20 protein-coding genes, 1 tRNA gene and 1 riboswitch are annotated in these 23833 nt (G+C 61.7%); of the genes, 15 read left to right on the top strand and 6 right to left on the bottom strand.

Features of this window, described 5'->3' with window-relative positions:
* Window positions 1-28: 28 nt before the first annotated feature.
* Together C8N32_RS00615 and C8N32_RS00620 are read right to left on the bottom strand one after the other, a co-directional pair.
* The gene (locus tag C8N32_RS00615; RefSeq protein WP_107890533.1) at window positions 29-952 is read right to left on the bottom strand and encodes an MBL fold metallo-hydrolase; all 924 of its coding nucleotides are present in this window, start codon (window positions 950-952) and stop codon (window positions 29-31) included.
* A 53-nt stretch (window positions 953-1005) separates the two neighbouring features.
* Window positions 1006-1407: a metallopeptidase family protein gene (locus C8N32_RS00620; protein WP_107890534.1), complete on the bottom strand. Its 402-nt coding sequence runs from the start codon at window positions 1405-1407 to the stop codon at window positions 1006-1008.
* A 61-nt stretch (window positions 1408-1468) separates the two neighbouring features.
* Between C8N32_RS00620 and gltX the strand changes: the two genes are divergently transcribed.
* From gltX to C8N32_RS00665, 9 genes are all read left to right on the top strand, one after another.
* Window positions 1469-2785 carry a glutamate--tRNA ligase gene (gene gltX, locus C8N32_RS00625; RefSeq protein WP_107890535.1) on the top strand — a complete coding sequence of 439 codons (1317 nt, stop codon included), beginning with the start codon at window positions 1469-1471 and terminating at the stop codon, window positions 2783-2785.
* 104 nt (window positions 2786-2889) lie between these two features.
* Window positions 2890-2978: riboswitch (glycine riboswitch) on the top strand.
* A gap of 134 nt (window positions 2979-3112) precedes the next feature.
* Window positions 3113-4237, top strand: a complete 1125-nt coding sequence (gene gcvT / locus C8N32_RS00630; RefSeq protein WP_107890536.1) for a glycine cleavage system aminomethyltransferase GcvT — start codon at window positions 3113-3115, stop codon at window positions 4235-4237.
* 10 nt (window positions 4238-4247) lie between these two features.
* Complete coding sequence (gene gcvH, locus C8N32_RS00635; protein WP_107890537.1) at window positions 4248-4607, top strand: glycine cleavage system protein GcvH; 360 nt, start codon at window positions 4248-4250, stop codon at window positions 4605-4607.
* A gap of 12 nt (window positions 4608-4619) precedes the next feature.
* Window positions 4620-7466 (top strand): aminomethyl-transferring glycine dehydrogenase, encoded by a 2847-nt coding sequence (gcvP, locus tag C8N32_RS00640; protein WP_107890538.1) that lies wholly within the window; start codon window positions 4620-4622, stop codon window positions 7464-7466.
* A 109-nt stretch (window positions 7467-7575) separates the two neighbouring features.
* Window positions 7576-8022, top strand: a complete 447-nt coding sequence (gene trxC / locus C8N32_RS00645) for a thioredoxin TrxC (protein ID WP_107890760.1) — start codon at window positions 7576-7578, stop codon at window positions 8020-8022.
* Between the two features lie 35 nt (window positions 8023-8057).
* Window positions 8058-8133: transfer RNA gene (locus tag C8N32_RS00650), tRNA-Ala, on the top strand.
* 92 nt (window positions 8134-8225) lie between these two features.
* Window positions 8226-8621: a hypothetical protein gene (locus C8N32_RS00655; protein WP_107890539.1), complete on the top strand. Its 396-nt coding sequence runs from the start codon at window positions 8226-8228 to the stop codon at window positions 8619-8621.
* On the top strand, window positions 8618-9445 hold the full coding sequence (locus C8N32_RS00660) for a recombinase family protein (protein WP_107890540.1): 828 nt from the start codon (window positions 8618-8620) through the stop codon (window positions 9443-9445). Before C8N32_RS00655 ends, C8N32_RS00660 begins: the two co-directional genes overlap by 4 nt.
* On the top strand, window positions 9445-10653 hold the full coding sequence (locus C8N32_RS00665; RefSeq protein WP_107890541.1) for an HNH endonuclease: 1209 nt from the start codon (window positions 9445-9447) through the stop codon (window positions 10651-10653). Before C8N32_RS00660 ends, C8N32_RS00665 begins: the two co-directional genes overlap by 1 nt.
* 198 nt (window positions 10654-10851) lie before the next feature.
* Here the strand turns inward: C8N32_RS00665 and ilvN are convergent, their stop codons facing one another.
* Together ilvN and C8N32_RS00675 are read right to left on the bottom strand one after the other, a co-directional pair.
* On the bottom strand, window positions 10852-11412 hold the full coding sequence (gene ilvN, locus C8N32_RS00670; RefSeq protein WP_107890542.1) for an acetolactate synthase small subunit: 561 nt from the start codon (window positions 11410-11412) through the stop codon (window positions 10852-10854).
* Between the two features lie 29 nt (window positions 11413-11441).
* Complete coding sequence (locus C8N32_RS00675) at window positions 11442-13196, bottom strand: acetolactate synthase 3 large subunit (RefSeq protein ID WP_107890543.1); 1755 nt, start codon at window positions 13194-13196, stop codon at window positions 11442-11444.
* A 396-nt stretch (window positions 13197-13592) separates the two neighbouring features.
* On the opposite strand from C8N32_RS00675, the gene C8N32_RS00680 reads away from it, so the two are divergent.
* The 4 genes from C8N32_RS00680 (at window position 13593) to C8N32_RS00695 (ending at window position 19312) form a co-directional block, all read left to right on the top strand.
* Window positions 13593-14669 carry a TRAP transporter substrate-binding protein gene (locus tag C8N32_RS00680; RefSeq protein WP_107890544.1) on the top strand — a complete coding sequence of 359 codons (1077 nt, stop codon included), beginning with the start codon at window positions 13593-13595 and terminating at the stop codon, window positions 14667-14669.
* Between the two features lie 232 nt (window positions 14670-14901).
* Entirely contained in the window at window positions 14902-15984 is a 1083-nt protein-coding gene (locus tag C8N32_RS00685; protein ID WP_107890545.1) for a TRAP transporter substrate-binding protein, read from the top strand.
* Window positions 15985-16052: 68 nt separating this feature from the next.
* Window positions 16053-16946: a TRAP transporter small permease subunit gene (locus C8N32_RS00690; protein WP_107890546.1), complete on the top strand. Its 894-nt coding sequence runs from the start codon at window positions 16053-16055 to the stop codon at window positions 16944-16946.
* 11 nt (window positions 16947-16957) lie between these two features.
* Window positions 16958-19312, top strand: a complete 2355-nt coding sequence (locus C8N32_RS00695) for a TRAP transporter large permease (RefSeq protein ID WP_107890547.1) — start codon at window positions 16958-16960, stop codon at window positions 19310-19312.
* Window positions 19313-19319: 7 nt separating this feature from the next.
* On the opposite strand, the gene C8N32_RS00700 is transcribed toward C8N32_RS00695, so the two are convergent.
* Together C8N32_RS00700 and C8N32_RS00705 are read right to left on the bottom strand one after the other, a co-directional pair.
* A complete protein-coding gene (locus tag C8N32_RS00700; RefSeq protein ID WP_107890548.1) occupies window positions 19320-20150 on the bottom strand; it encodes an arginyltransferase in 831 nt (276 codons plus the stop codon).
* Window positions 20151-20219: 69 nt separating this feature from the next.
* A complete protein-coding gene (locus C8N32_RS00705) occupies window positions 20220-20663 on the bottom strand; it encodes an RDD family protein (protein ID WP_107890549.1) in 444 nt (147 codons plus the stop codon).
* A gap of 76 nt (window positions 20664-20739) precedes the next feature.
* Between C8N32_RS00705 and C8N32_RS00710 the strand changes: the two genes are divergently transcribed.
* Window positions 20740-23541, top strand: a complete 2802-nt coding sequence (locus tag C8N32_RS00710; RefSeq protein ID WP_107890550.1) for a bifunctional [glutamate--ammonia ligase]-adenylyl-L-tyrosine phosphorylase/[glutamate--ammonia-ligase] adenylyltransferase — start codon at window positions 20740-20742, stop codon at window positions 23539-23541.
* Window positions 23531-23797 carry a hypothetical protein gene (locus C8N32_RS00715; RefSeq protein ID WP_107890551.1) on the top strand — a complete coding sequence of 89 codons (267 nt, stop codon included), beginning with the start codon at window positions 23531-23533 and terminating at the stop codon, window positions 23795-23797. Before C8N32_RS00710 ends, C8N32_RS00715 begins: the two co-directional genes overlap by 11 nt.
* Window positions 23798-23833 lie beyond the last annotated feature (36 nt).

Raw genomic sequence — 23833 nt, forward strand, 5'->3', positions numbered from 1 at the left:
TACTTCTCCCGGACGGTTCCCGCGTGGGTCAGTTCCCGCCGGCCTGGAGAAGAAACTGATAACTTTCAGGGATATAGGCAAAGCCGTCATTATGGGATTCCACGTATCCCAAGCCCGGAAACGGCATGTGGTAACCGATGAAGGGCATTTTTTCGCCCGCCAGCATTTCCAGAATCCGCCGTCGCGTCGCCGCGGCCTGCGCCTTGTCGCGGTCGTAAAGCACCTCCCAGTCCGGATGGGCGAGCGACCAGACGTAGTGATTGGCGAAGTCCGCGCCGATCAGCAGCGTCTGCCCCGCGCTTTCGATCATGTAGGCCATGTGACCGGGGGTGTGGCCGAATGCCTCTATCGCGGTGATGCCGGAGGCGACCGAATCGCCGCCGTCAAGGAAGGTCGTGCGTTCGGCCAGCGGCCGCATGCTGGCTTCGAAGGTTTCGTTGCCGGACAGGTCCCATTCATCGAATTCCACGGCGCCGGTGTAATGGGTGGCGTTGGAATAGGCTGGGGCCCCTTCGCGCATCAGCCCGCCGATATGGTCGGGGTGCATATGCGTCAGGACAACGGCGTCCACCTGGTCGGGGGTGTAGCCCGCCGCGGTCAGGGCCGTGCCGGTGCCTTCGGCGGAGAGGCCGGTGTCGAACAACACCAGACGCTGCCCGGTATTCACCAGCGTTGGGGTGAAGAAGAACTGTGCCCGATCCGCGGGGATATGCGCTGCGGCAGAGACCTGCGCGAAGGTCTCTGTGCTGATATCGAGGCCGAAAATCTTGTGCGGGTCGGGCACGGTCCGGGTTCCGGCCAGAAGGGTCGTGATTTCGAAGGTTCCCAGCCGGAAGCGGCGGAAATTCGCGCTGGCCGGGCCGAGAAGGGGGGCGGCGGCCCGCGCCGTGTGCGCAAAAGGCACCGCGGCACCGGTCATCAGAACGTGGCGGCGGGTGAAGGTCGTGGGCATGGTCTCCTCCCTGTTTCGTGGCAGGATAGCATGACATGTGCGGTTTGGCGAAGCTACTCCCACCAGCGGTCGATGCGGGCGATGTCGGCATCGGACCAGCCGAAGTGATGGGCCAGTTCATGCACCAGAACATGGGCGACCAATTCATCCAGCGCCACGGTTCCGCGCCCGGCCCATTCATCGAGGATGGGGCGGCGGAACAGCCAGATTGTGTCCGGACGATCAGGCTGATCCATAACCGATTTTTCCGTCAGCGGAATACCCTCGTACAGGCCTGTCAGTTCGAACGGGTCTTCGAGGCCCAACGCGTCCAGGATTCCGTCCGGGGCGAAATCCTCCACCCGCAGGGCCACGGCGCGGGCCGCGGCGCGATAGGGGGCGGGCAGGGCCTCGCGCGCGGCAAGGGCAAGGGCTTCGACATCCTCGAGAGAAGGTGGGATAAGCGATGCTGTCATGCCCTTCATATGGACAAAAGCGCCGGTCTGTGAAAGAGCAGCCGTGAATCAGGAGGGACTCATGACCATCACCCGCTTTGCGCCTTCGCCGACCGGATATCTGCATGTGGGCAACCTGCGCACCGCCCTGTTCAACTTCCTGATCGCCCGCAAGGCGGGGGGGACGTTCATCCTGCGTCTCGACGATACCGATACGGAGCGGTCCCGGCAGGAATATGTCGATGGTATCCGCGAGGATCTTGAATGGCTGGGGCTGACATGGGATCGGGAGGAGTACCAGTCCCGTCGGCTTGACCGGTATCGGGCCGCGGCGGAGGCGCTGCGTGATGCAGGGCGGTTTTACGAATGTTTCGAAACCCCGACGGAGCTGGACCTCAAGCGCAAGAAACAGCTGAACATGGGGCGTCCGCCGGTTTATGACCGTGCCGCGCGGGCTCTTTCCGAGACCGAAAAGGAGGCCCTGCGTGGGGATCGCTCCGGGTACTGGCGCTTCTTGCTTGACCATGAGCGTATCGAATGGGCCGACGGGATTTTGGGGGATATCTCCATCGACGCGGCCAGCGTTTCGGACCCGGTGCTGATCCGGGGCGACGGGCAGGTGCTTTATACGCTGGCTTCGGTCGTCGATGACACCGAAATGGGAGTGACCCACATCGTGCGGGGCGCAGATCACGTGACCAACACCGCCACGCAGATCCAGATCATCGCGGCGCTGGGAGGATCCGTGCCGGAATTTGCCCACCATTCCCTGCTGACCGGGCCGAAGGGGGAGGCACTGTCGAAGCGGCTGGGGGCGCTCAGCCTGCGGGATCTGCGTGCGCAGGGGGTGGAGCCGATGGCGCTGCTGTCGCTGATGGCGCGGCTGGGTTCAAGCCAGCCGGTCGAACTGGCCGGGAGCATCGGGGACCTGGCCGAGGGTTTCGATATTGGCAATTTCGGGGCTGCCCCGACGAAATTCGATGAAAACGATCTTTTCCCGCTGACGGCGCGTCTTCTGCACGATCTGCCGTTCGGCGCGGTGCAGGACGAGATTGCCGCGCTGGGCGTGCCCGCCGATCTGGCGGAGCGGTTCTGGGATGTGGTGCGTGAGAATATCGCCACCCGTGCCGACATGGCGGAGTGGTGGACGCTGTTTCATGATGGCGTGGCCCCCGTGGTCGAGGACGACGACCGCACCTTTGTCGCCGAGGCTCTGACCCTGCTGCCCGACCCGCCCTACACATTGCAGACCTGGGGGGAATGGACCGCCGCCGTCAAGGAAAAGACCGGCCGAAAGGGCAAGCAGTTGTTCATGCCGCTGCGCAAGGCGGTTACGGGCCGTGCCCGCGGGCCGGAGATGGCCGATGTCATGGCCCTGATGCAGAAAAGGCCGGGCTGAATTTCCCGGAGCGGGTATATCTGGCCGGTGCGGGAGCGTTGGCCCGTTTCCTTTGCGGAAGACAACCCTCTTGCCGGAACGCGACTCATGCTCTAGATGATCGCGCGAACCCCACGGGAGAATCCGGCCCCGCCCGGTGCCGAAGGAGCAACCGCCCCGGTAAACTCTCAGGCCCAAGGACCGCGGGGGGAAGAACTCTGGAGAGAGGCGCATCAGCGTCCGCCGAAGGGATAGCGATCTCAGGCACAATGGACAGAGGGGGCATCGAGCAAACGGCCGCAAGGCCATCGATGCCGGGCATCCGGCTGAAACGGGGAGGGATGCTGAATGTCCGATTTGCGACGGACCGCGCTTTACGATCTGCATGTTGAACTTGGGGGCAAGATGGTCCCGTTCGCGGGGTATGAGATGCCCGTGCACTACGCCGCCGGCGTGATGAAGGAACACCTGCATTGCCGCGCGCGTGCCGGGCTGTTCGATGTCAGCCACATGGGACAGGTGCTGGTGCGTGCTGAATCGGGGGATGGTGCGGATGCTGCGCAGGCGCTTGAAGCCCTTGTGCCCGTCGACCTTCTGGGCCTGAAGGAGGGTCGCCAGCGATATGCGATGTTCACCAGCGAACAGGGGGGTATCCTTGATGACCTGATGGTGGCCAACCGGGGAGATCACCTGTTTCTTGTCGTGAACGCGACCTGCAAGACCGCGGATATCGCCCATCTGCGCGCCCATCTGCGCGGGTGTGAGATCACTGAGGTGACGGACCGTGCCCTTCTGGCCTTGCAGGGTCCCGAGGCCGGGCGTGTCTTGTCGGCCCATGTCCCTGTGGCCGGGATGCGCTTTATGGACGTGGCGGTTCTGGAAAGCGATTTCGGGCCGCTCTGGGTGTCCCGTTCGGGGTATACCGGAGAAGACGGGTTCGAAATCTCTGTGGCCGAACCTCGGGCCGAGGCCTTCTGCCGGGCGTTGCTGGCGGACGGGGCCGTGGCGCCCATAGGGCTGGGCGCGCGAGACAGCCTGCGGCTGGAAGCGGGCCTGTGTCTTTACGGCAGCGATATAGACATCACGACCAGCCCGGTCGAGGCCGGGCTGGCCTGGGCGATTCAGAAAGCCCGCCGGGGTGGCGGTGCGCGGGAGGGTGGCTTTCCCGGTGCCGCGCGCGTTCTGAAGGATCTGGCCGATGGCCCCGCGCGTCTGCGGGTCGGGCTGGCCCCGCAGACCCGTGCCCCGATGCGCGCAGGCACGCCGCTTTTCGAGGCGGAAATCGGGGGCGCGCCCATCGGGGAGGTGACATCGGGCGCATTTGGCCCCACCGTGGAGGCACCGGTGTCGATGGGCTACGTGCCCGCGGCGCTGGCTGCGGAAGGCACGGTTCTGTTCGGTGATGTGCGGGGCAGGCGCCTTCCGGCGAAGGTCGTAAGGCTTCCTTTTAAAACAGCAACCTACAAGCGTTGAGGGACCAGAGATGAAATATACCGAAGAACATGAATGGCTCCGCGTCGAGGACGATCTTGTTGTCGTCGGCATCACCGCCCACGCCGCGGAACAGCTTGGTGACGTGGTGTTTGTCGAACTGCCCGACGTCGGAACGACCGTGTCCAAAGACGACGAGATCGTCGTGATCGAGAGCGTCAAGGCGGCTTCCGACATTCTTGCTCCGCTCGACGGCGAGATCGTCGAGGTCAATGAGGCGCTCGTGGATGCCCCCGGCACCGTCAACGAGGACCCGACCGGCGCAGGGTGGTTTTTCAAGATGAAGGTCGAAGATCTTTCCGCTCTCGATGACCTCATGGACGACGCCGGCTACAAGGATTTCATCGGATAACCGGGGACAAACATGTCTTATACGCCCAGCAATTATCTGCCTTACGATTTCGCCAACCGCCGCCATATCGGCCCCTCGCCCGAGGAAATGACCGGGATGTTGCAGGTGCTGGGCGTGCCCACGCTGGAGGCCCTGGTGGAGGAGGCCGTGCCGGCCTCCCTGCGCCAGTCCGAACCGCTGGAGTTCGGCAAGCCCAAGTCCGAGCGTGAAATGCTATGGCATATGCGGCAGGTCGCCAGCCGCAACAAGGTGTACACCACCATGATCGGGCAGGGTTTCCACGGCACGGTGACGCCGCCTGCCATCCAGCGGAATATTCTGGAAAACCCGGCGTGGTACACCGCCTACACCCCCTATCAGCCCGAAATCAGCCAGGGGCGGCTGGAGGCGCTGTTGAATTTCCAGACCATGGTCAGCGACCTGACGGGGATGGAGATCGCCAACGCGTCGCTGCTGGATGAGGCGACCGCCTGCGCCGAGGCCATGACCATGGCGCAGCGGGTGGCGAAGTCACGGGCCGGAGCGGTGTTCGTGGATCAAAACTGCCATCCGCAGAATATCGCCGTGATCCGCACGCGGGCCCAGCCCCTGGGGATCGATGTCATCGTGGGTAACCCGCTGACCGATCTGGAACCGGCACAGGTCTTTGCCGGGATTTTCCAGTATCCCGGAACCTACGGCCATGTCACCGATTTCACCGACCAGATTGCTGCCCTGCATGCGGCAAAGGCTTTGGGGATCGTCGTGGCCGATCCGATGGCTTTGCTGATGCTCAAGGAACCGGGCGAGATGGATGCCGATATCGTTGTGGGCAGTACCCAGCGTTTTGGGGTGCCGATGGGGTTTGGCGGGCCGTCGGCGGCGTACATGGCCTGCCGCGATGCCTACAAGCGCGCCATGCCGGGGCGGATTGTGGGCGTGTCCGTCGATGCGCGTGGTAACAAGGCGTATCGTCTTGCCCTGCAGACGCGCGAACAGCATATTCGCCGGGAAAAGGCGACCTCCAATGTCTGCACCGCGCAGGCGCTTCTGGCGGTGATGGCGGGTTTTTATGCGGTGTTCCACGGGCCGAAAGGGTTGCGGGCCATTGCCCAAAGGATTCACCGCAAGGCCGTGCGCACCGCCCGAGGGCTGGAGGACGCCGGTTTCAAGGTCGAGCCGGACGTCTTTTTCGACACCTTCACCGTCGATGTCGGGCCGATGCAAGGGGTGATCTACAATGCCGCGTTAGCCGAGCATATCAACCTGCGCAAGGTCGGTGCCACGAAGTTGGGTATTGCGCTGGATGAAACCACCCGTCCAGCCACGATCGAGGCGTTGTGGCGGGCCTTCGGGGTCAATCGTCAGGATTGTGGTGGCGATGGCCAGTACCGTATTCCCGAGGGGCTGATCCGGACCAGCGATTACCTGACCCATCCGGTGTTTCACATGAACCGGGCGGAAACCGAGATGATGCGCTATATGCGTCGCCTCGCGGACCGTGATCTTGCGCTGGACCGGGCCATGATCCCGCTGGGCAGTTGCACGATGAAGTTGAATGCAGCGGTCGAGATGATGCCCATTACATGGCCCGAATTCGCCAACATCCACCCGCTGGCCCCGGCAGACCAGGTGCAGGGCTATGCCGGGCTGCTTGCCGATCTGAACGACAAGCTGTGCCAGATTACCGGCTATGATACGATGTCTTTTCAGCCGAACTCCGGCGCGGCGGGGGAGTATGCCGGGCTGATGACGATTGCCGCCTACCACACGGCGCGTGGGGAAGGGCACCGCAACATTTGCCTGATCCCGGTATCCGCCCACGGGACCAACCCGGCCTCGGCTCAGATGGCGGGCATGAAGGTCGTGGTGGTGAAGTCGGCAGAAAACGGCGACATCGACGTGGAAGATTTTCGCGCCAAGGCTCAGGCCGCCGGGGACACTCTTGCCGCTTGCATGGTGACCTATCCCTCGACCCACGGCGTGTTCGAGGAGACCGTGCGCGAGGTGTGCGATATCACCCATGCCCATGGCGGGCAGGTTTATCTGGACGGGGCGAACCTGAATGCGTTGGTCGGGCTGGTGAAGCCGGGTGAAATCGGGTCGGATGTCAGCCATCTGAACCTGCACAAGACCTTCTGTATTCCCCACGGGGGGGGCGGCCCCGGCATGGGTCCTATCGGAGTAAAGGCGCATCTGGCGCCTTACCTGCCCGGTAACCCGCTGGAGGGTGAAGAAGGCGCTGTCAGCGGGGCGCCTTTCGGCTCGGCCTCGATCCTGCCGATCAGTTGGGCGTATTGCCTGCTTATGGGCGGAGCGGGGCTGACCCAGGCGACAAAGGTGGCCCTTCTGAACGCGAACTATATCGCGAAGCGGCTGGAAGGTGCCTACGATGTGCTGTTCAAGGGCAAGGGTGGGCGTGTCGCACATGAGTGTATCGTCGATACCCGCTCTTTCGGCAGCGCGGGAATCACCGTGGATGACATTGCCAAGCGGCTTGTGGATTGCGGTTTTCATGCGCCGACCATGAGTTTTCCCGTGGCCGGGACGCTGATGATCGAGCCGACCGAGAGCGAAACCAGAGCCGAGCTGGACCGTTTCATTACCGCGATGCTGGCCATCCGGGAAGAAATTCGTGCGATCGAGACCGGGGAGGCCGACCCTGAGAATAACCCGCTGAAGAATGCCCCGCACACGGTCGAGGATCTCGTTGCGGATTGGGACCGCCCCTACAGCCGGGAGCAGGGGTGCTTTCCGCCCGGCGCATTCCGGGTGGACAAATACTGGCCGCCGGTGGGTCGGGTCGACAACGCATATGGGGACAGGAACCTGGTGTGCACCTGTCCGCCGCCCGAGAGCTACATGGAAGCGGCGCAGTGACGTGAGGGCAGCCTTTGGGCTGCCCTTTGCCGTATCTGCAATACGACTTTCGCTTGTGCAGAGGTCCGCATGATATATATTCCTTATATTGAATATGAAGGGGGCCGCCATGAGCGAAACTGCAAAACTTCTTTGTCACATGTGTGGCATGGCAAACCGCGTGCCTTTGGACAAACTGGGTGCCGCGCCCAAATGTGGCACCTGCGGTGAGAAACTGGTGGATGGCAAGGTGCGGGATATCGATTTCCGCACCATGGAAAAGAGCGTGAAGACCGACGATCTGCCGCTTCTGGTGGATTTCTGGGCATCCTGGTGCGGACCATGCCGGATGATGGCCCCTCAGTTTGCTCAGGCGGCGCAAGCGATGGTTGGGCAGGTCCGGTTTGCAAAAGTGGACACCCAGGCCAACCCGGATGCAACGGTGCGCTTCAACATCCGTGGAATCCCGGCGCTGATCCTGTTTCGGGACGGGCGGGAAGTGGCCCGCCTTGCCGGTGCGCGCCCGGCGGCGGCTATTGAAACATTCGTACGGGAGAATACCCGGCTGACCGCTTGACAAGGGACGGTGGATGGTCCAAATCAGCGCCCATCGGGGCCGTAGCTCAGTTGGGAGAGCGCGTCGTTCGCAATGACGAGGTCAGGGGTTCGATTCCCCTCGGCTCCACCAAACACACTGTAAGTGACTGATTTCACTACAGGCCAATGAAATCAAACAGCTTTTCCTTCCAGAGTGGTACACAAAGGTGGTACACACGAGGAATGGAAGACTTGTCCAGATACCCCGGGTTGGAGCGAAAGAAGAGCGGCATTTATGCCGTGCGGATGCGTGTTCCCAAGGACATCATCAAGATGATCGAGGGCAACCCCTCCCCGTGGAACGCCCTTTCGTTGAACCCGGGTTCACCGCTGAGTGATTGGCGTGATGCCTTGAGTACATCGGCGGTGGGACCACGCAGGCGTAGTCGGGTCAAGGTGAAGCGTGAGTTCAAACGGTCATTAGAGGTTCGACAGCTTGCCGACGCCAAGCCTGTCTACTTCGCCCTTATGAACAGTTTGGAAAGCACCTATGGCAAGATCAGGGCTGCGTACTCAGGTCGTGAGACCGTGGCGATCAAGGCGGAACTGGACGCGCTTGACCGTCGATCAAGTGGATGAGATCAGGTGGCGGTATCGCTTCTATTCGCGAACGACTGACCGCAGAAACCGAGGCCGCTCAGACTGTGTTACGTGAGGCATACAACCAGCAGTTTGGCCTTGAGGGGTTTGAGGTCGTTAATCTGAGCATCAAAGGCCATTGGCCGACCTACTGCCGCGCTTTCGAGAAAGGCTGGGGCGTGTTCGGACCAGAAGCCGCCGCCAGTGTCGAACGCTCTTCTGCTCGTGCCACCGAGGAGCTACTGCAAACCATCTATGTTAACCAACTGAATGGCCCCAGCGCATCGACATACTTCAACCGTGACATCTACTCTGAGGCTCAGATTGCCGAGCTTGAGGCCGCAGGTTGCGATAAGATATTCCAAGAGCAGGTTTCATCTGCCGCCCAACGGGCAGAATTGGAACGCGCCTTAGACTATGTGAGGGATGAGGACACCTTTGTCGTCCCTAAACTGGATCGACTGGCCCGATCTACCCAAGACCTCCTCAAGATCGTCGAGCGTCTTCAAGAGAAGGGCGCGTCGCTCAGGATACTGAACTTCGGTGGCTCTGAGATCGACACCCAGTCGGCAACAGGAAAACTTACCCTCACGATGTTCGCGGCGATGGCACAGTTCGAGCGTGAGATCATGCTGGAGCGCCAGCGGGAGGGGATCGCCAAAGCAAAGGCCGCAGGGTTGTACAAGGGCCGTAAGAAAACCGCCATGGCCAAGATGGACGAGGTCAAGCGCCTCAGGGACGAGAAGGTATCCCCGACAGAGATCAGCCGCCAGCTTGGTATTAGCCGCTCTTCTGTCTACCGCATCTTTGAGGAACTGGGCTAATGAACCTTTGCATACTGTGTCAGGTGACCGCTCCAGATCCACGAAAACCAGAACACATCCTCTTGAATGCCCTCGGTGGAAGGCTGACGACGACCAAGGCACTCTGCGCCACTTGCAACAACATAATGGGTGCGGGACCGGATAAGGACCTTGCGGATAGCGTCGCTCCTCTGCGTAACATCGCCAATTTTCGAAGCGGTTCCGGCAAAGCCCCGCCATCCATTCCGAGAGTTGAGGCGGATGGGATTGTCTATGACCTCGCTCCCGGCGGGAAGCCGGTACTCCGACCGTCGTCCCCTCTCTTCATTGAAGATGGACATGAGGGAGTAAACGTTAAGATCAGCGCACGTGATGAGGCACACCTAGAGCAACTGTTGCGAGGAGCCGCAGGCAAGCTCGGGCTTCCAGAAAGCGCACACGACGCCTTCATCAAAGATGCGAAACAGAGAGCAACAAGAGTAACAGGCTTTGCACCACGTGCCGAGCATGGCATTCAGTTTGGAAGCGAAGGCTCTCAAAGGTCGATGATGAAAGCCTGTCTCGTGCTTTGGAACGAACTGGTTGGTAACGAGGAACTCAGCCATCCCAGATACACGACATCACGGGAGTTTGTTCGTTCTGGTACGGATATAGAGGAAGATAGCCATACACCCTTGACGTGTATACACACACGAAAGCTACTTGAGCTTCCTAACGGATATGGTGCGAACCCGAATTACATTTGGGTCGGCTCTGACGCGACAGGTAAGGTGCTCGGATACTTTCGCCTGTACAATGCCGTTGGGTGGCTCTTCGAGCTTGCTTCCGATGGCGCTCCTGTAAGTCGGTCAATATCACTGATTTCAAACCCGTTCCAGCCTTCTGAACACCGGCTCCTAACCGATGACAACTCACTTGTTGACTTCAGAGTATTTGAGGCGATTGGGGCAGCCGATACGAAGTCGAACTTTGACGAAACTCGACAGGCGCTCAGCGAGCTTCTTCGACAAGCACATAGCATGTCTTGGGATCGCACTACGAAAGAGCTGTTTGATGAAGCTATAGACGCGACGGGTCTACAAGATGGAGACATACTCGACGAACAACGGCTCAAAGACATTTCTTCAGCTATCGCGTACAGGTTCTCACACTTCCTGACCAGAACTCCTCGAACCGAGCCACTGGAGTGGCCTGCGAAGAACTCGTCCAATGAAGGTAACGCTGAGTAGCGCTTTACTAACGGTCACAAAGGTGGTACACACGGCAGCGTGACGCTTTGGAGAGAGTGTTGATTTTATTGGATAATATGACAAACTGAGCCAATTCCCCTCGGCTCCACCAGAATTCAAAAGGCCGGCAGGTACCCTGTCGGCCTTTATGTTTTTGTGTTGTCCGGATTTTCGTTGCAGAGCCCGGCCTGTGGGGTCTCAGGCCCCGCGCGACAGTGCCGCGACGCCGGTGCGTGCCATTTCCCTCAGACCCAGCGGGCGCATCAGGTCGGCGAAGGCGTCGATCTTGCCGGGCGTCCCGGTAATCTCGAAGACAAAACTTTCCAGTGTGCTGTCCACGACGTTGGCGCGGAAGATGTCGGCCAGCCTCATGGCTTCCACTCGCTTCTCCCCTTTGCCCGCAACCTTGAACAGGGCCAGCTCCCGCTCGACCGACGGGCCTTCGGTGGTCAGGTCGTGGACTTCGTGCACGGGAACAATACGCCCCAGCTGGGCCTTGATCTGTTCGATCACCGCGGCAGTGCCGGTGGTGACAATGGTGATACGGCTGGTGTGGCCTTCATGGTCCACCTCGGCTACGGTGAGGCTGTCGATGTTGTAGCCGCGCCCGGAAAACAGTCCGATGACGCGGGCCAGAACGCCCGCCTCATTGTCCACCAGGACCGCCAGCGTATGGGTTTCGATGGTCTCCGCGTTCGGGTCCCGCAGGTCATAGGCCGAATGCCGCGACGTGCCCTTTTCGATGTTGAGTGCTGCCATGTCGTTTTTCCCAGTTAGCGTGTGCGGGATTACACCAGAACCGCGCCCGATGCGCCGATGGCGTCGTCGGTTGAGGCATTCCCCAGAAGCATTTTGTTATGCGGCTCCCCCGAGGGGATCATCGGGAAGCAGTTTTCGTGTTTCTCGACCAGACAGTCGAAAAGGACCGGGCCGTCATACGCGATCATGTCCATGATTGCGTCGTCAAGGTCAGCCGGGTCGGTACACTGTATCCCCTTTGCGCCGAAGGCCTCGGCCAGCTTGACAAAGTCGGGCAGGGCCTCTGACCAGGAATGAGAATAGCGCCCGCCATGCAGCAATGTTTGCCACTGGCGCACCATGCCCAGCCGTTCGTTGTTCAGGATGAATTGTTTGACCGGCAGGTGATACTGCACGGCCGTACCCATTTCCTGCATGTTCATCAGCCAGGACCCTTCGCCCGCAACGTTGATCACAAGCGCCTCCGGATGCGCCAGTTGCACCCCGATCGAAGCGGGAAAGCCGTAGCCCATCGTGCCCAACCCCCCGGAGGTCATCCAGCGTTTGGGGGCCTCAAATCCCAGGAACTGCGCCGCCCACATCTGGTGCTGGCCGACCTCCGTGCAGATGTAGCGATCCCGCCCCTTTGTCAGGGCTTCCAGCCGCTGCAAGGCGTATTGCGGCTTGATGATGGTGCCGGAGGGCTCGTATTTCAGGCAGTCGATCTTTTTCCACTCTTCGATCCGGGCCCACCATTTTGCGTGTGCGGTCTTGTTTACCTTGCGTCCGCGCGATTTCCAAAGGCGCACCACATCCTCCAGCACGTGGGCGACATCGCCGATGATGGGGATATCCGCGCGAATGGTCTTGTTGATCGAGGAAGGGTCGATGTCGATATGTGCCTTGACCGAATGCGGGCTGAAGTCGGCGACGCGGCCGGTGATGCGGTCGTCGAATCGTGCCCCGATATTGATCATCAGGTCGCAGTCATGCATGGCGAGGTTCGCCTCGTAGAGGCCGTGCATCCCCAGCATGCCCAGCCAGTTCTTGCCGCTGGCGGGGTAGGCCCCAAGCCCCATCAGCGTAGAGGTGACGGGAAATCCGGTGGCATCCACCAGTTCGCGCAGCAACTGGCTGGCCGCGTCGCCGGAATTGATGACCCCGCCGCCGGTATAGAAAATCGGGCGTTCTGCGGTTTCCATCGCCTCGACGAGGCGGGTGATGGCCTCCATGTCGCCCTTCAGGCGCGGACGGTAGTGGTCCACCTTGGCGCGGCGCGGTTCCGTGTAGGTGCCGGTGGCGAACTGCACATCCTTGGGAATATCGATCAGGACAGGGCCGGGGCGGCCGGTGGTTGCGACGTGGAAGGCTTGGTGGAGGATTTCCGCCAGCTTGTCGGTTTCTTTCACCAGCCAGTTATGCTTGGTGCAGGGGCGGGTGATGCCGACGGTATCCGCCTCCTGAAAGGCATCGTTGCCGACCATGAAGGTAGGAACCTGCCCGGTCAGGACCACCAGCGGGATCGAATCCAGCAGCGCGTCGGTGATTCCGGTGACCGCGTTCGTCGCCCCCGGACCGGAGGTGACCAGCACGACCCCCGGCTTCCCGGTGGAGCGGGCGTAGCCTTCGGCCGCGTGGACAGCGCCCTGTTCATGACGCACGAGGATGTGGCGAATCTCGTTTTGCTGAAATATCTCGTCATAAATCGGAAGCACAGCTCCGCCGGGGTAGCCGAACACCACCTCGACGCCCTGATCCTTGAGCGCCTGAACCACCATTTTTGCGCCGGTCATGGCCTGTGTCATCTTGAGTCTCCGTGCTTCTTTTACGAACAAAAAAGCCCCCGTCCGGGGGGCGCATGGGAACGTTTATGGTCTGCCGTTACCGGCCCATGCGCCTGTTCCCGAAAATTACAAGTACGTGCCCCATGGCAGCTTTCCTTTCGCGTGCGCAGCGGAGATTAGGGGGGGGGCGGAATGGGGTCAACCGGGAAATCGTGAATCATCCTGCGTACAGGGGGGGATTTTTTTCATTTTCTTGCGAATCTGCGGCGAAATGCGCACGGCGTGAAAACTCTCTCGAACAGATATGCCCTCGACGCAACCCAGAGTTGCTGAAATATCAATGAACTCAGCCTCCCGATTTGCGTGTGCGGCGTCTACGGTCGGCGGGCTGCATTTTTTGGGAAGGATATATCGCCGATGGATCGCCGTTCGTTTCTGACGAGTTCCACTCTGGCCGCGCCGGGGGCGGCCTTTCTGGCAGCGCCGGCTTGTGCGCAAGGCAAGCGTACGCTGAGCATGGTGACAAGCTGGCCTCGCGGCATGGCCGGAGTGCACGAGGCTGCCGAAACCTGTGCCAATGCCATTACGGAACTGACCGATGGGTCTCTGACCGTGGATCTCAGGGCCGCGGGCGAACTGGTGGGGGCGTTCGAGGTGTTCGATGCCGTTTCAGCAGGGCAGGCGGACATGTATCATTCCGCGGAATACTACTATGTCGGCCAACACCCGGCCTATGCCTTCTTTACCACGGTACCCTTTGGCATGACCGCGCAGGAAATGGCGATATGGTATTATCAGGACGGTGGGCAGGACCTGCATGACGATCTGGGCCGGATTTTCGGATTGAAAACTTTCCTGGCGGGCAATACCGGTGCCCAGTGCGGGGGCTGGTTCCGCAGGGAGATCACCGGGCCCGAGGATTTCCAGGGCCTGAAGCTGCGGATGCCTGGTCTGGGCGGGCTGGCGATGGGAAAGCTGGGCGCCAGCGTGCAGAACATCCCCGGGGGGGAGGTCTATCAGGCGTTGTCCACGGGGATGCTGGACGCAACGGAGTGGGTCGGCCCCTGGGCGGATGAAAAGGCCGCGTTTTATGAGATCACCAAGTTCTACTATACGGCCGGATTTCATGAGCCCGGGTCGGCGCTTTCCCTGGGGATAAACCGGGAGGTATTCGAAAGCTTGACGAGGTCCCAGCAGCGTGCGATCGAAATCGTCGCCGCGGAGGGTCATCAACGCAATCTCGCGCTGTTTCTTTCGCATAACTCGGCGGCGCTGGCGCGGCTCAAGGCACGGGGGGTGCAGGTTCTCAGCTATCCGCGCCCTGTATGGGAGGCTTTCGGCAAGGCGGCGCTGGAGACGCTGGAGGAGAATCGCGACGGCGATATCTATGACCGCATTCTCGAAAGCTACATGCGCTCAATGCGGCTGTCGTCGGAGTGGATCGGTGTCTCGGAGGGGAGCTATCGGGCTGAACGCGATCGCGTCCTGGCCTGAATCTGCGCGGCGTCCGGGCTGTGGGCGCCGCGATTCGCGCACGGTTGGGTTGAGTTGTGCGCAGCAGGCGGTGCGCGGCGCAACAATTGAACCGTTTTTGAGGCTCAACTGACATTTTTTTACTGTATTCCCGTCGGAAGCTATTTTCATGCCTTCCGCAGGCCGCTAAGTTTTGATCATTCCAAAGATCCGCCCGCGAAGGGCGGGCGTGTAACCGGGAGGAACCAACCTTATGGATCGTCGTTCTTTTTTGAGGAATTCCGCCCTTGGCGGGGCCGCCGCAGCCGGCACGCTGGCGGCGCCGGCATATGCGCAGGGCAAGCGCACGCTGACGCTTGTGACCACCTGGGGGCGCGGCCTGGCAGGTGTGCATGACAGCGCACAGCGGTGCGCCGACAGCATTACCGCCATGACCGATGGCCAGCTGACCGTAGACCTCAAAGCCGCGGGCGAACTGGTGGGGGCCTTCGAGGTCTTCGATGCCGTGACTTCCGGCCAGGCTGATATGTACCATGGTGCGGATTACTACTTTGTCGGTCAGCACCCGGCTTACGCTTTCTTCACCTCCGTTCCCTTCGGGATGAGCGCGCAGGAACTGGCCAACTGGTACTACCATGACGGCGGCCACGAGTTGCATGACGAACTGGGCCAGATCTTTGGCATCAAGTCCTTCCTCGGCGGCAACACCGGCGCGCAGGCGGGCGGCTGGTATTCGAAGGAAATCAAGAGCCCGGAGGATTTCAACGGCCTGAAATTCCGCATGCCCGGACTTGGCGGCAAGGCTCTGGGCAAGCTGGGCGCCAGCGTGCAGAACCTGCCCGGAGGTGAGGTGTACCAGGCGCTGGCCTCGGGTGCGATCGATGGGACCGAGTGGATTGGCCCCTGGGCGGATGAAAAAGCCGGGTTCCAGGAGATCACCAAGATTTACTACACGGCCGGATTCCACGAACCGGGCGCGGGCCTTTCGCTGGCGTTCAACCGCGATGTCTTCGACAGTTTCACCCCCGCCCAGCAGAAAATCTGCGAAATTGCCGCTGCCGAGGCGCATCAGTGGAACCTCGCGCAGTTCTTGTCGCAAAACGGGGCGGCGCTGCAACGCCTGGCCGCGGGGGGCGTCAAGCTGATGGAATTCCCCGACAGCGTCTGGGATGCCTTCGGGCAAGCCTCGATGGAGGTCCACCAGGAAAACATCGGCGACGACATCTACAAGCGCACCTACGAGAGCGTGACCGCTTCGATGAAGTCGTCTTCAGGCTGGATTCAGCGGTCCGAAGGGGCCTATCGTACCCAGCGCGACCGCGTTCTGGGCGGCTGATGCGCCGCGGCCCGGCCCGGCCCGGTCGGGCCGGGATTTTCGCCTGCAGGTAAAAACCGAGGTAACGGATGTTCGACGGCCTTTTGTGGGTCCTTCAGAATATCGGCCAGGCGTTTTTCAATTTCGGGTATGCCATCACGCATCCGGGGTTGTGGCTGGACTGGTCCGATAAGCAGGCCATCATGCGATTCGTCTATTACGGCGGCTCGGTGGAGTTCTTCTTCGTGGTCTTCACGGCCTTTCTGGTCCTGACGGCAGTGGGGATTTGGCGGCGGAGCATCATGTGGGGTGCGGTCCGCGTTCTGGAGGGACTCGCCAACGGGCTTGGGCGGGTCGCCGCCTGGACCGGCCTGCTGATGGTTTTGCAGCAGATCATGATCGTGTTTTTGCAGCGTATTTTCCGCGTGGCGGAGATTCAGTTCGGCCCGCTGGGCTACGGTTTCGCCAAGGATCTGAGCTGGTGGTCAGAGGAACTGAAGCTTTATAACGCGATGGTCGTCACCCTGTGCGTCACATACACCTTCGTGCAGGGAGGTCATGTGCGGGTGGATCTGATCTATGCCGCCGTCGGGCACCGGATGAAGCGGCTGATCGACATGGCCGGGTCGTTGCTGTTCATGATGCCGATGGCGGTTCTGATCTGGATGTATGGCTGGTTCTTCATGTGGCGGCACCTGATCACCCCCAAGCCTTCGGCCAGCGACACTCTGGATCGGTTGCTGCTGAAAGCCCGTGCCGTGCGCTGGAACGTCGAAACCATCGGGTTTTCTCCGAACGGCTTCAACGGGTACTTCCTGTTCAAGATTCTCTTGGTGCTCTTCGCGGGGCTGGTTTTCCTGCAGGCGGTGGCGTTCTTCTACCGCTCCTACCTCGAATTCGTTGAAGGGGAAGACAGCGCCGACCGTTTCCTCGACAAGGATACCCTCGGAGCAGGCGAAGAAGCCTTTGAAGGAACGCATTAAAGGGGCGGGGCATGCTTTTCGGACTTGATGGAATCGAGATCGGGCTGATTATCGTTTTCCTCTGCCTTTTCGGCGGGATTTTATCGGGGTTTCCGGTGGCGTTTGCCATCGGCGGTTCGGCGATCATTTCCTTCGGGATCATCGCGTCGCTCGACAGCGCGGGGCTGTTGATTCACCAGGCGGTCGACACGACCAGCCAGGCCTATGGCGCGCTGATTGCGCAGGGGCTGCATCCGGATGCGATCTCGGTCTTCCGATATCCGGATCTGCCCAGATATGACACGCCGCTTTTCCCGCAGGGCTGGGAGGTCGCGCTGGACCGCAACATCAGCTTCATCGTCAACCGCATCAACGAACGCGTCCTGGCCGGGCAGTCGATCGAAACGCTTCTGGCGGTTTTGATGTTCGTTCTCATGGGGATCACGCTGGAGCGGTCGAAGATTGCCAACGATCTGCTGACGACCATGGCACGGGTCTTCGGGCCGCTTCCCGGAGGGCTGGCGGTGTCGGTCGTGGTTGTAGGAACTTTCCTGGCGGCGTCGACCGGGATCGTGGGCGCGACGGTTGTCACCATGGGGCTTCTGAGTTTGCCGACGATGCTGCGTAACCGCTATTCGCCCGAGCTGGCAACCGGGGTGATTGCGGCTTCGGGAACTCTGGGACAGATCATTCCGCCCTCAATCGTGATCGTGCTGCTGGGTACCCTGGCGGGGGATCTCTACTCTGCCGCGCAGGAACAACGCGCCCAGCTTGCCGGGTGTTCCGATGCGCTGACCTATCTGGGGGAGGCGGCGGTGGTGTCGGTCGGCACGCTTTTTCAGGCCGCCGTTCTTCCGGGGATGATGCTGGCTGGCCTTTATGCGGCTTATGCGTTCGGCTTTGCACTGTTCAACCCCTCCAAGGCGCCGCCGGTCGTGGTGGAGGGAAGCGCGGGCAATCCGGTAACGCGGGGGGAGGCGCTGACGTGGTTTTTGGGCGCGCCCTCGGCGCTGATTGGCGGGGCGGTGTTGGCGGGGTATCTGGGGCTGGTCGGCAGCCAGGACATCACGGTCAGCAGTTTTACGGATTCCACCGAAGCCGCGTCCCTGCGGACGAATGTTTCCGAGCAGTGCAAGGTGTCGATGATTGCGCTGCACGGGCAGGAAAAATGGGACACGGCCCTCGAACAGCAGAAGGCTATCGATGCCGCCGGCGGAGGTGTCGAAACCCGGCAGCGCTCGCCCGAAGAGATCGAGGCGCTGCGGCTGGAAAGGATCGCCTCCGCCCCGCCGATCTCGACCAAGCTTGCAATCGGGTTCGTTCTGCTGGGGATCGTCTTGTCGCTGGCGCGGGGGATTGCCCCGAACGCATCGCCGCTGCCCCTGGCGATCGGGGCGGTGGGCGTGACGCTGGGGCTGGCGACAGATGCGGTCTTCCTGTCTGCCGCGGCGAGTCCCGGGGCGGTCTTCCTGTTGCTGGCGATCCCTGTTGGAATGGCTCTTTACGGCTGTCGGGCGGCCGCCGCACGGCTGGGGCAGAATGATCTGTTGCGCGTCGTCTTTCCACCCTTGGTGTTGATCGTGGCGGTTCTGGGGTCAATTCTGGGCGGCATCACCAATCCGACGCCCGCCGCCGCGTTGGGTGCGGGCGGGGCCCTGATGCTGGCGGCTTATCGCAAGCTGCGGGAGGAGGACAGAACCGGCAAGGCGATTATTCTGGCAGCCTTTGCCATCGTCGTGATGATTCTGGTCGGCACGAATTTCGATCTGCGCATCAATCGCGCAGGCGTTCCGCTGGAAGACTGGATAGCCTTTTTCGTGGCGCAGGGCACTTATCACTTTGCCATGTTCGGCATTCTCTATTCGTGCTGGGTGCTGCTGCGTACGGGCGTTCTGGCGCCGGTGGTGCGGGAAACCGCCAAGGTCACTGCAATGGTTTTCGCCATCCTGATCGGGTCGCAGCTTTTGAACCTCGTGGTGATTTCCTTCGGGGGGGAGCACTACATTCAACAGTTCCTGCGCAGCTTCGACAACGAGTTCAAGGTCTTCCTGATCGTGATGCTGGTGTTGTTCGTGCTGGGTTTCGTTCTGGATTTCCTGGAGATCATTTACATTGTCATCCCGATTGTGGGGCCGGTCATCTATGGCGGCACGTTCGATCCGAAATGGGTGACGATCATGATCGCCGTGAACCTGCAAACCAGCTTCCTGACTCCGCCTTTCGGGTTCGCGCTGTTTTATCTTCGGGGGGTGGCGCCGAAAGAGGTCACGACCATGCACATCTATCGCGGGGTCGCGCCTTTCGTGGTGATCCAGGTGGTGGGCCTGGGTATCCTGTGGCTGTTCCCGCAGATCGTCACGATCGTTCCCAACCTGTTGCCGAACTGATGCGAGGCTAGAGCCGGACCGCGCGCAGGTCCGGCAGGCTGATCTGGGCAACCTGTTCGGCGATCGGATCGACCGAGAGTGGGTGGGTTTCCTGTTCATGGCCATTGGGATCGCCAAGGCCGATCCAGTGCCCCCGCTTGTAGATATCAAGCGCCGAGAAACCGGCCTTGTACCCCATTTTCGGGCTGCCCGGCACCCAGTAGCCAAGATAGACATAGGGCAAGCCCGCCTCTTGCGCGATGCGGATATGGTCCAGGATGATGTAGGTTCCCAGGCTCGCCCTGGCGGCATCGGGGTTGTAAAAGGAATAGACCAGCGACAGCCCGTCATCGAGAACATCGGTCAGGCAAACGGCCTCAAGCACGCGGCCATGTGTGCCGGCAGTGCGGGTGTATTCCACCACGCGGGAGCGTACGGGCGTTTCCTCGATCATCGCGGCAAATTCGAAGATGTCCATGTCGGCCATGCCGCCATCGGCGTGCCGGCTGTCGAGATACCGCCGGAACAGGGAAAACTGTTCTTCGGTTGCCCAGGGAGTGCTTGAATGGCGTTGCAGATCGCGATTGCGCCGCAGCGTCCGCTTCTGGCTGCGGGAGGCGGTGAAATCCGCAACCCGGATCCGCGCGGAAAGGCAGGCGGTGCAGTCCGCACAAGCCGGACGGTAAAGCACGTTCTGTGAGCGCCGGAAGCCCTGCCGGGAAAGGGTGTCGTTCAGCGGTTCGGCGGAATCGCCCTGAAGCGCGGTGAACAACTTCCGTTCCACCCTGTCGGGCAGGTATGGACACGGCTGAGGCGCCGTCACGTAAAACTGTGGCGCTAAGGGAAGGGTGTGGCGCATGGTCGGTCTTTTGAGCGGTTTTAACGAACGCTAGCATCCAAAATCGCCAGCGCCAAGCCCACAGGCCGCTTACAGCGCCGCCGGGCGATTGATTGCCACGCTGCCCAGAACCCTGTCGGGCAGGCTTTGCCTGCGCGCACTGGTCAGCATGGCGATGATGCTGATGACCTGCGGCAGGATCGTTATCAGGCAAAGCATGTACAGAAACGTGTGAAATGCGGCCTCGGGCAGGGCGAACCGTTCCCCCCTTGCGGAGCGGAACTCGATCGCGACGAGTTGCATGCCCGGCGTTGCCGAACCACGTGTCAGCATCGTTACCCGGTAGGCGAATCCGATCAGACCGAAAAACAGCGGAAAGAAGAAGATTGCCGTGAAGGCGGTGAAGGGCAGCGCCAAGACGGCCAGCAGCATGATGATCAGGGTGTCGATCACCCACGCCACAAGCCGTTTGACAGGGACGTCGGCGTAGAATTCGGCCTGTGTTACCGGGTCGGGCAGGGTGAGGTTGTTCATGCCTGTCAGATAGGAAGGACGCGGCGGGCCGACAAGGCGTGTTGACCGGAGATTGCGGGCGCTGCATCACTGCGTCATGAGTTTTGCCAATCGATTGACCCGCCACCCCATCGCCTTCGAGCCCGATCGCGGCGCCGAGGTGCCGGACCGTTTCGCCAGTCAGCCGCCGACGATTCGGGCGCTGCTGGAGGGGACTGCCGGGTGTAGTCCTTATCTCAAGGGCTTGATACAGCAGGAGGCCGCGTGGCTGGAGGCTGCGCTGTGCGGGGAGGCAGAGCCGGTTTTCGATGGCCTGCTGGATGAGGTCCGCGCCCTGCCGGCGGAGGGTTTGAAATCCGGTCTGCGGCAGGCCAAGCGCCGGGCCGCGGTGTGGATCGCGCTGGCGGATCTGGGGGGGGTGTGGCCGCTGGAGAAGGTGACCGCCGCGCTGACCGATTTTGCCGATTTGTGTGTGGACGTCACCTTGCGCCGGCTTGTCGCTGCCGAGATCGCGCGCGGCAAGATTCCCGGAGCGACCGAGGCGGACGTGGAAAGCGCCGCCGGGATGGTCGCCCTTGCGATGGGCAAACAGGGTGCGCATGAACTGAATTATTCCTCGGATATCGACCTGATCATGCTGTTCGATCAGGATCGCTATGACGAGGCCGACTTCCACGATGCCCGCGCGCGTTTCATTCGTATTACGCGGCAGATGTCCTCGATCCTGTCGGAGCAGACGGGCGAGGGGTACGTCTTCCGCACCGATCTGCGCTTGCGCCCCGATGCCTCGGTGACGCCGGTTTGCATGTCGATGGAGGCGGCCGAAAGGTATTATGAAAGTCTCGGCCGCACGTGGGAGCGTGCCGCCCATATCAAGGCGCGCCCCTGCGCCGGGGATATCGAGGCCGGGTGGGCCTATCTCGATCGCCTGCGCCCGTTTGTGTGGCGAAAGCACCTTGATTTCGCAGCCATTCAGGATGCCCATGACATGCGGCTGCGAATCCGGTCCCATAAAGGCTTGCACGGGCCGCTGGCGCTGGAAGGCCATGACATGAAGCTGGGGCAGGGGGGGATCCGCGAGATCGAGTTTTTCACCCAGACCCGCCAGCTTATCGCCGGAGGGCGTGACCCGGAACTGCGTGTACGCGCCACGGTCGACGGGCTGATGCAACTGGCGCGCAAGGGCTGGATTCCCGCAGAAGTGGCCCGGACGCTGGCCGCCGATTACCGCGCCCATCGCGAGGTGGAGCACCGCCTGCAAATGGTCAACGACGCGCAGACTCACAAGTTGCCCGGATCCGCCGAAGGAATTGCGCGCATCGCCTGTTTCACCGGGCAGGCGGATGCCGGGTCATGGCGCGCAGACCTCACCGAACGGCTGGACCGGGTCAAGGCGCTGACCGAAGGGTTCTTCGCCCCAGACAAGCCGGGTGCGGATATGCCGGATCTGCCCGAAGGTACGGGGGAGATCGTTGAAAGATGGCAAGGTTACCCGGCGTTGCGCTCCGCCCGGGCGGCAGAGATATTCAACCGGCTCAAGCCCGACCTTCTGACCCGGTTGACCAAGGCGCCGCGTCCGATGGAAGCGTTCACCGCCTTTGACGGGTTTCTGGCCGGGTTGCCTGCCGGGGTGCAGATCCTGTCGCTCTTCGAGGCGAACCCCCAGTTGATCGACCTGCTGATCGATATCACGACGGTTTCCGATGAGCTTGCCCAATACCTGTCCCGCAATGCGGGTGTTTTGGATGCGGTGATCGGCGGCGCGTTTTTCAGCGATTGGCCGGGGCGGTCTGCCTTGCGCGAAGATGCGGCGGGACGGCTGGAAAAGGTTGGGGATTATGAGGGCCGCCTGGATACCCTGCGCCGCTGGTTTCGGGAATGGCATTTCCGCATCGGGGTGCATCACCTGCGGGGCCTGATCGATGCGGTCGAGGCGGGCAGCCAGTATTGCGACCTTGCGGAAGCGGTCCTGTCGGCGCTTTACCCCGCCGTCGTTGCGCATTTTGCGGATAAGCACGGAGCTCCGCCGGGCAAGGGGGCGGTGGTGCTGGGCATGGGGTCGCTGGGGGCGGGGCTGCTGACGGCGAAGTCCGATCTGGATCTGATCGTGATCTACGACGCGGATGGGGTGGAAAATTCGGACGGGCGGCGCCCCCTTGCGGCGCGGGCCTATTATGCCCGCCTGACGCAGGCGCTTGTGACGGCCCTGACCGCCCCCATGGCGGAGGGCAAGCTGTACGAGGTCGACATGCGCCTGCGTCCGTCGGGCAACCAGGGGCCGGTAGCGACCTCAGCCGAGGCTTTCCGCAATTATCAGCGCGAAGAAGCCTGGACATGGGAACATCTGGCCTTGACCCGCGCCCGGCCCGTCGCGGGTTCTGCGACACTGGCCGGGGAGGTGGAGGCATTCCGGCGCGAACTGTTGTGTGAAAAGGCCGACCCGGTTCGGGTGACAACAGGGATCGTGGACATGCGTGCCCGGTTGGCCGCCGCCAAGCCCGCCAAGAACGCCTGGGACGGCAAGCAGGGACCGGGCCGGGGGCAGGACATTGAACTGATCGCTTCCGGGGCGGCGCTGATCGCGAACAGTCCGGCAACACGGGTGGGAAACCAGCTGCGCGCCGGGATTCGTGCCGGGTGGTTGCAAAAAGCCGAGGCTGAAACGCTTATTCGCGCCTACGACCTGTCCCGGCAGGTGCAGGGGGCGGCGAAACTCATCAGCGACAAACCCCTGGACCCCCATACGCTGGGCGAGGCGGGGCTGGCCTTCTTGCTGCGTGGGGCGGATGTGTCCAGCGCCGATGACCTGGACGCCGTTCTGGCGACCAGCCGTGCCGCTGCCGCCGAAGCGATCGGGCGAGTTCTGGCCCGTGGGCAGGAGGTTTCCGATGAGGCTTGAGCAGGCCGATCCGAAGCGGTTGGTGGCGGAATCTTATCGGATCGAAGGCATCACCGATGGCGAATGCCGGTCGATTTTCATTGACTGGGCGCTGTCCCTGCCGGTGGGGGTGGATGCGCGACAGGCGATCAAGCGGCTGCTGGCGGAATACCGGGGCACAGCGCCGGACCACCCGATGACAGCGGTTTTGCGCGCGGGGCTTCACAAAGCGCCCCAGGCGCGGCGGCGGGGCGGTGCGCGTGGGCGGCGGATTTGAGACCCTTCCGCTTCGTCTCCGAAAGCCTTAACAGAA

It is taken from the genome of Rhodovulum imhoffii (assembly GCF_003046545.1).
GTDB lineage: Bacteria > Pseudomonadota > Alphaproteobacteria > Rhodobacterales > Rhodobacteraceae > Rhodovulum > Rhodovulum imhoffii.

Bases quoted from the DNA above. Each gene is read 5' to 3' on its own strand.
- C8N32_RS00615 (WP_107890533.1), bottom strand. From the start codon at position 952: ATGCCCACGACCTTCACCCGCCGCCACGTTCTGATGACCGGTGCCGCG.
- C8N32_RS00620 (WP_107890534.1), bottom strand. From the start codon at position 1,407: ATGACAGCATCGCTTATCCCACCTTCTCTCGAGGATGTCGAAGCCCTT.
- gltX (WP_107890535.1), top strand. From the start codon at position 1,469: ATGACCATCACCCGCTTTGCGCCTTCGCCGACCGGATATCTGCATGTG.
- gcvT (WP_107890536.1), top strand. From the start codon at position 3,113: ATGTCCGATTTGCGACGGACCGCGCTTTACGATCTGCATGTTGAACTT.
- gcvH (WP_107890537.1), top strand. From the start codon at position 4,248: ATGAAATATACCGAAGAACATGAATGGCTCCGCGTCGAGGACGATCTT.
- gcvP (WP_107890538.1), top strand. From the start codon at position 4,620: ATGTCTTATACGCCCAGCAATTATCTGCCTTACGATTTCGCCAACCGC.
- trxC (WP_107890760.1), top strand. From the start codon at position 7,576: ATGAGCGAAACTGCAAAACTTCTTTGTCACATGTGTGGCATGGCAAAC.
- C8N32_RS00655 (WP_107890539.1), top strand. From the start codon at position 8,226: ATGGAAGACTTGTCCAGATACCCCGGGTTGGAGCGAAAGAAGAGCGGC.
- C8N32_RS00660 (WP_107890540.1), top strand. From the start codon at position 8,618: ATGAGATCAGGTGGCGGTATCGCTTCTATTCGCGAACGACTGACCGCA.
- C8N32_RS00665 (WP_107890541.1), top strand. From the start codon at position 9,445: ATGAACCTTTGCATACTGTGTCAGGTGACCGCTCCAGATCCACGAAAA.
- ilvN (WP_107890542.1), bottom strand. From the start codon at position 11,412: ATGGCAGCACTCAACATCGAAAAGGGCACGTCGCGGCATTCGGCCTAT.
- C8N32_RS00675 (WP_107890543.1), bottom strand. From the start codon at position 13,196: ATGACACAGGCCATGACCGGCGCAAAAATGGTGGTTCAGGCGCTCAAG.
- C8N32_RS00680 (WP_107890544.1), top strand. From the start codon at position 13,593: ATGGATCGCCGTTCGTTTCTGACGAGTTCCACTCTGGCCGCGCCGGGG.
- C8N32_RS00685 (WP_107890545.1), top strand. From the start codon at position 14,902: ATGGATCGTCGTTCTTTTTTGAGGAATTCCGCCCTTGGCGGGGCCGCC.
- C8N32_RS00690 (WP_107890546.1), top strand. From the start codon at position 16,053: ATGTTCGACGGCCTTTTGTGGGTCCTTCAGAATATCGGCCAGGCGTTT.
- C8N32_RS00695 (WP_107890547.1), top strand. From the start codon at position 16,958: ATGCTTTTCGGACTTGATGGAATCGAGATCGGGCTGATTATCGTTTTC.
- C8N32_RS00700 (WP_107890548.1), bottom strand. From the start codon at position 20,150: ATGCGCCACACCCTTCCCTTAGCGCCACAGTTTTACGTGACGGCGCCT.
- C8N32_RS00705 (WP_107890549.1), bottom strand. From the start codon at position 20,663: ATGAACAACCTCACCCTGCCCGACCCGGTAACACAGGCCGAATTCTAC.
- C8N32_RS00710 (WP_107890550.1), top strand. From the start codon at position 20,740: ATGAGTTTTGCCAATCGATTGACCCGCCACCCCATCGCCTTCGAGCCC.
- C8N32_RS00715 (WP_107890551.1), top strand. From the start codon at position 23,531: ATGAGGCTTGAGCAGGCCGATCCGAAGCGGTTGGTGGCGGAATCTTAT.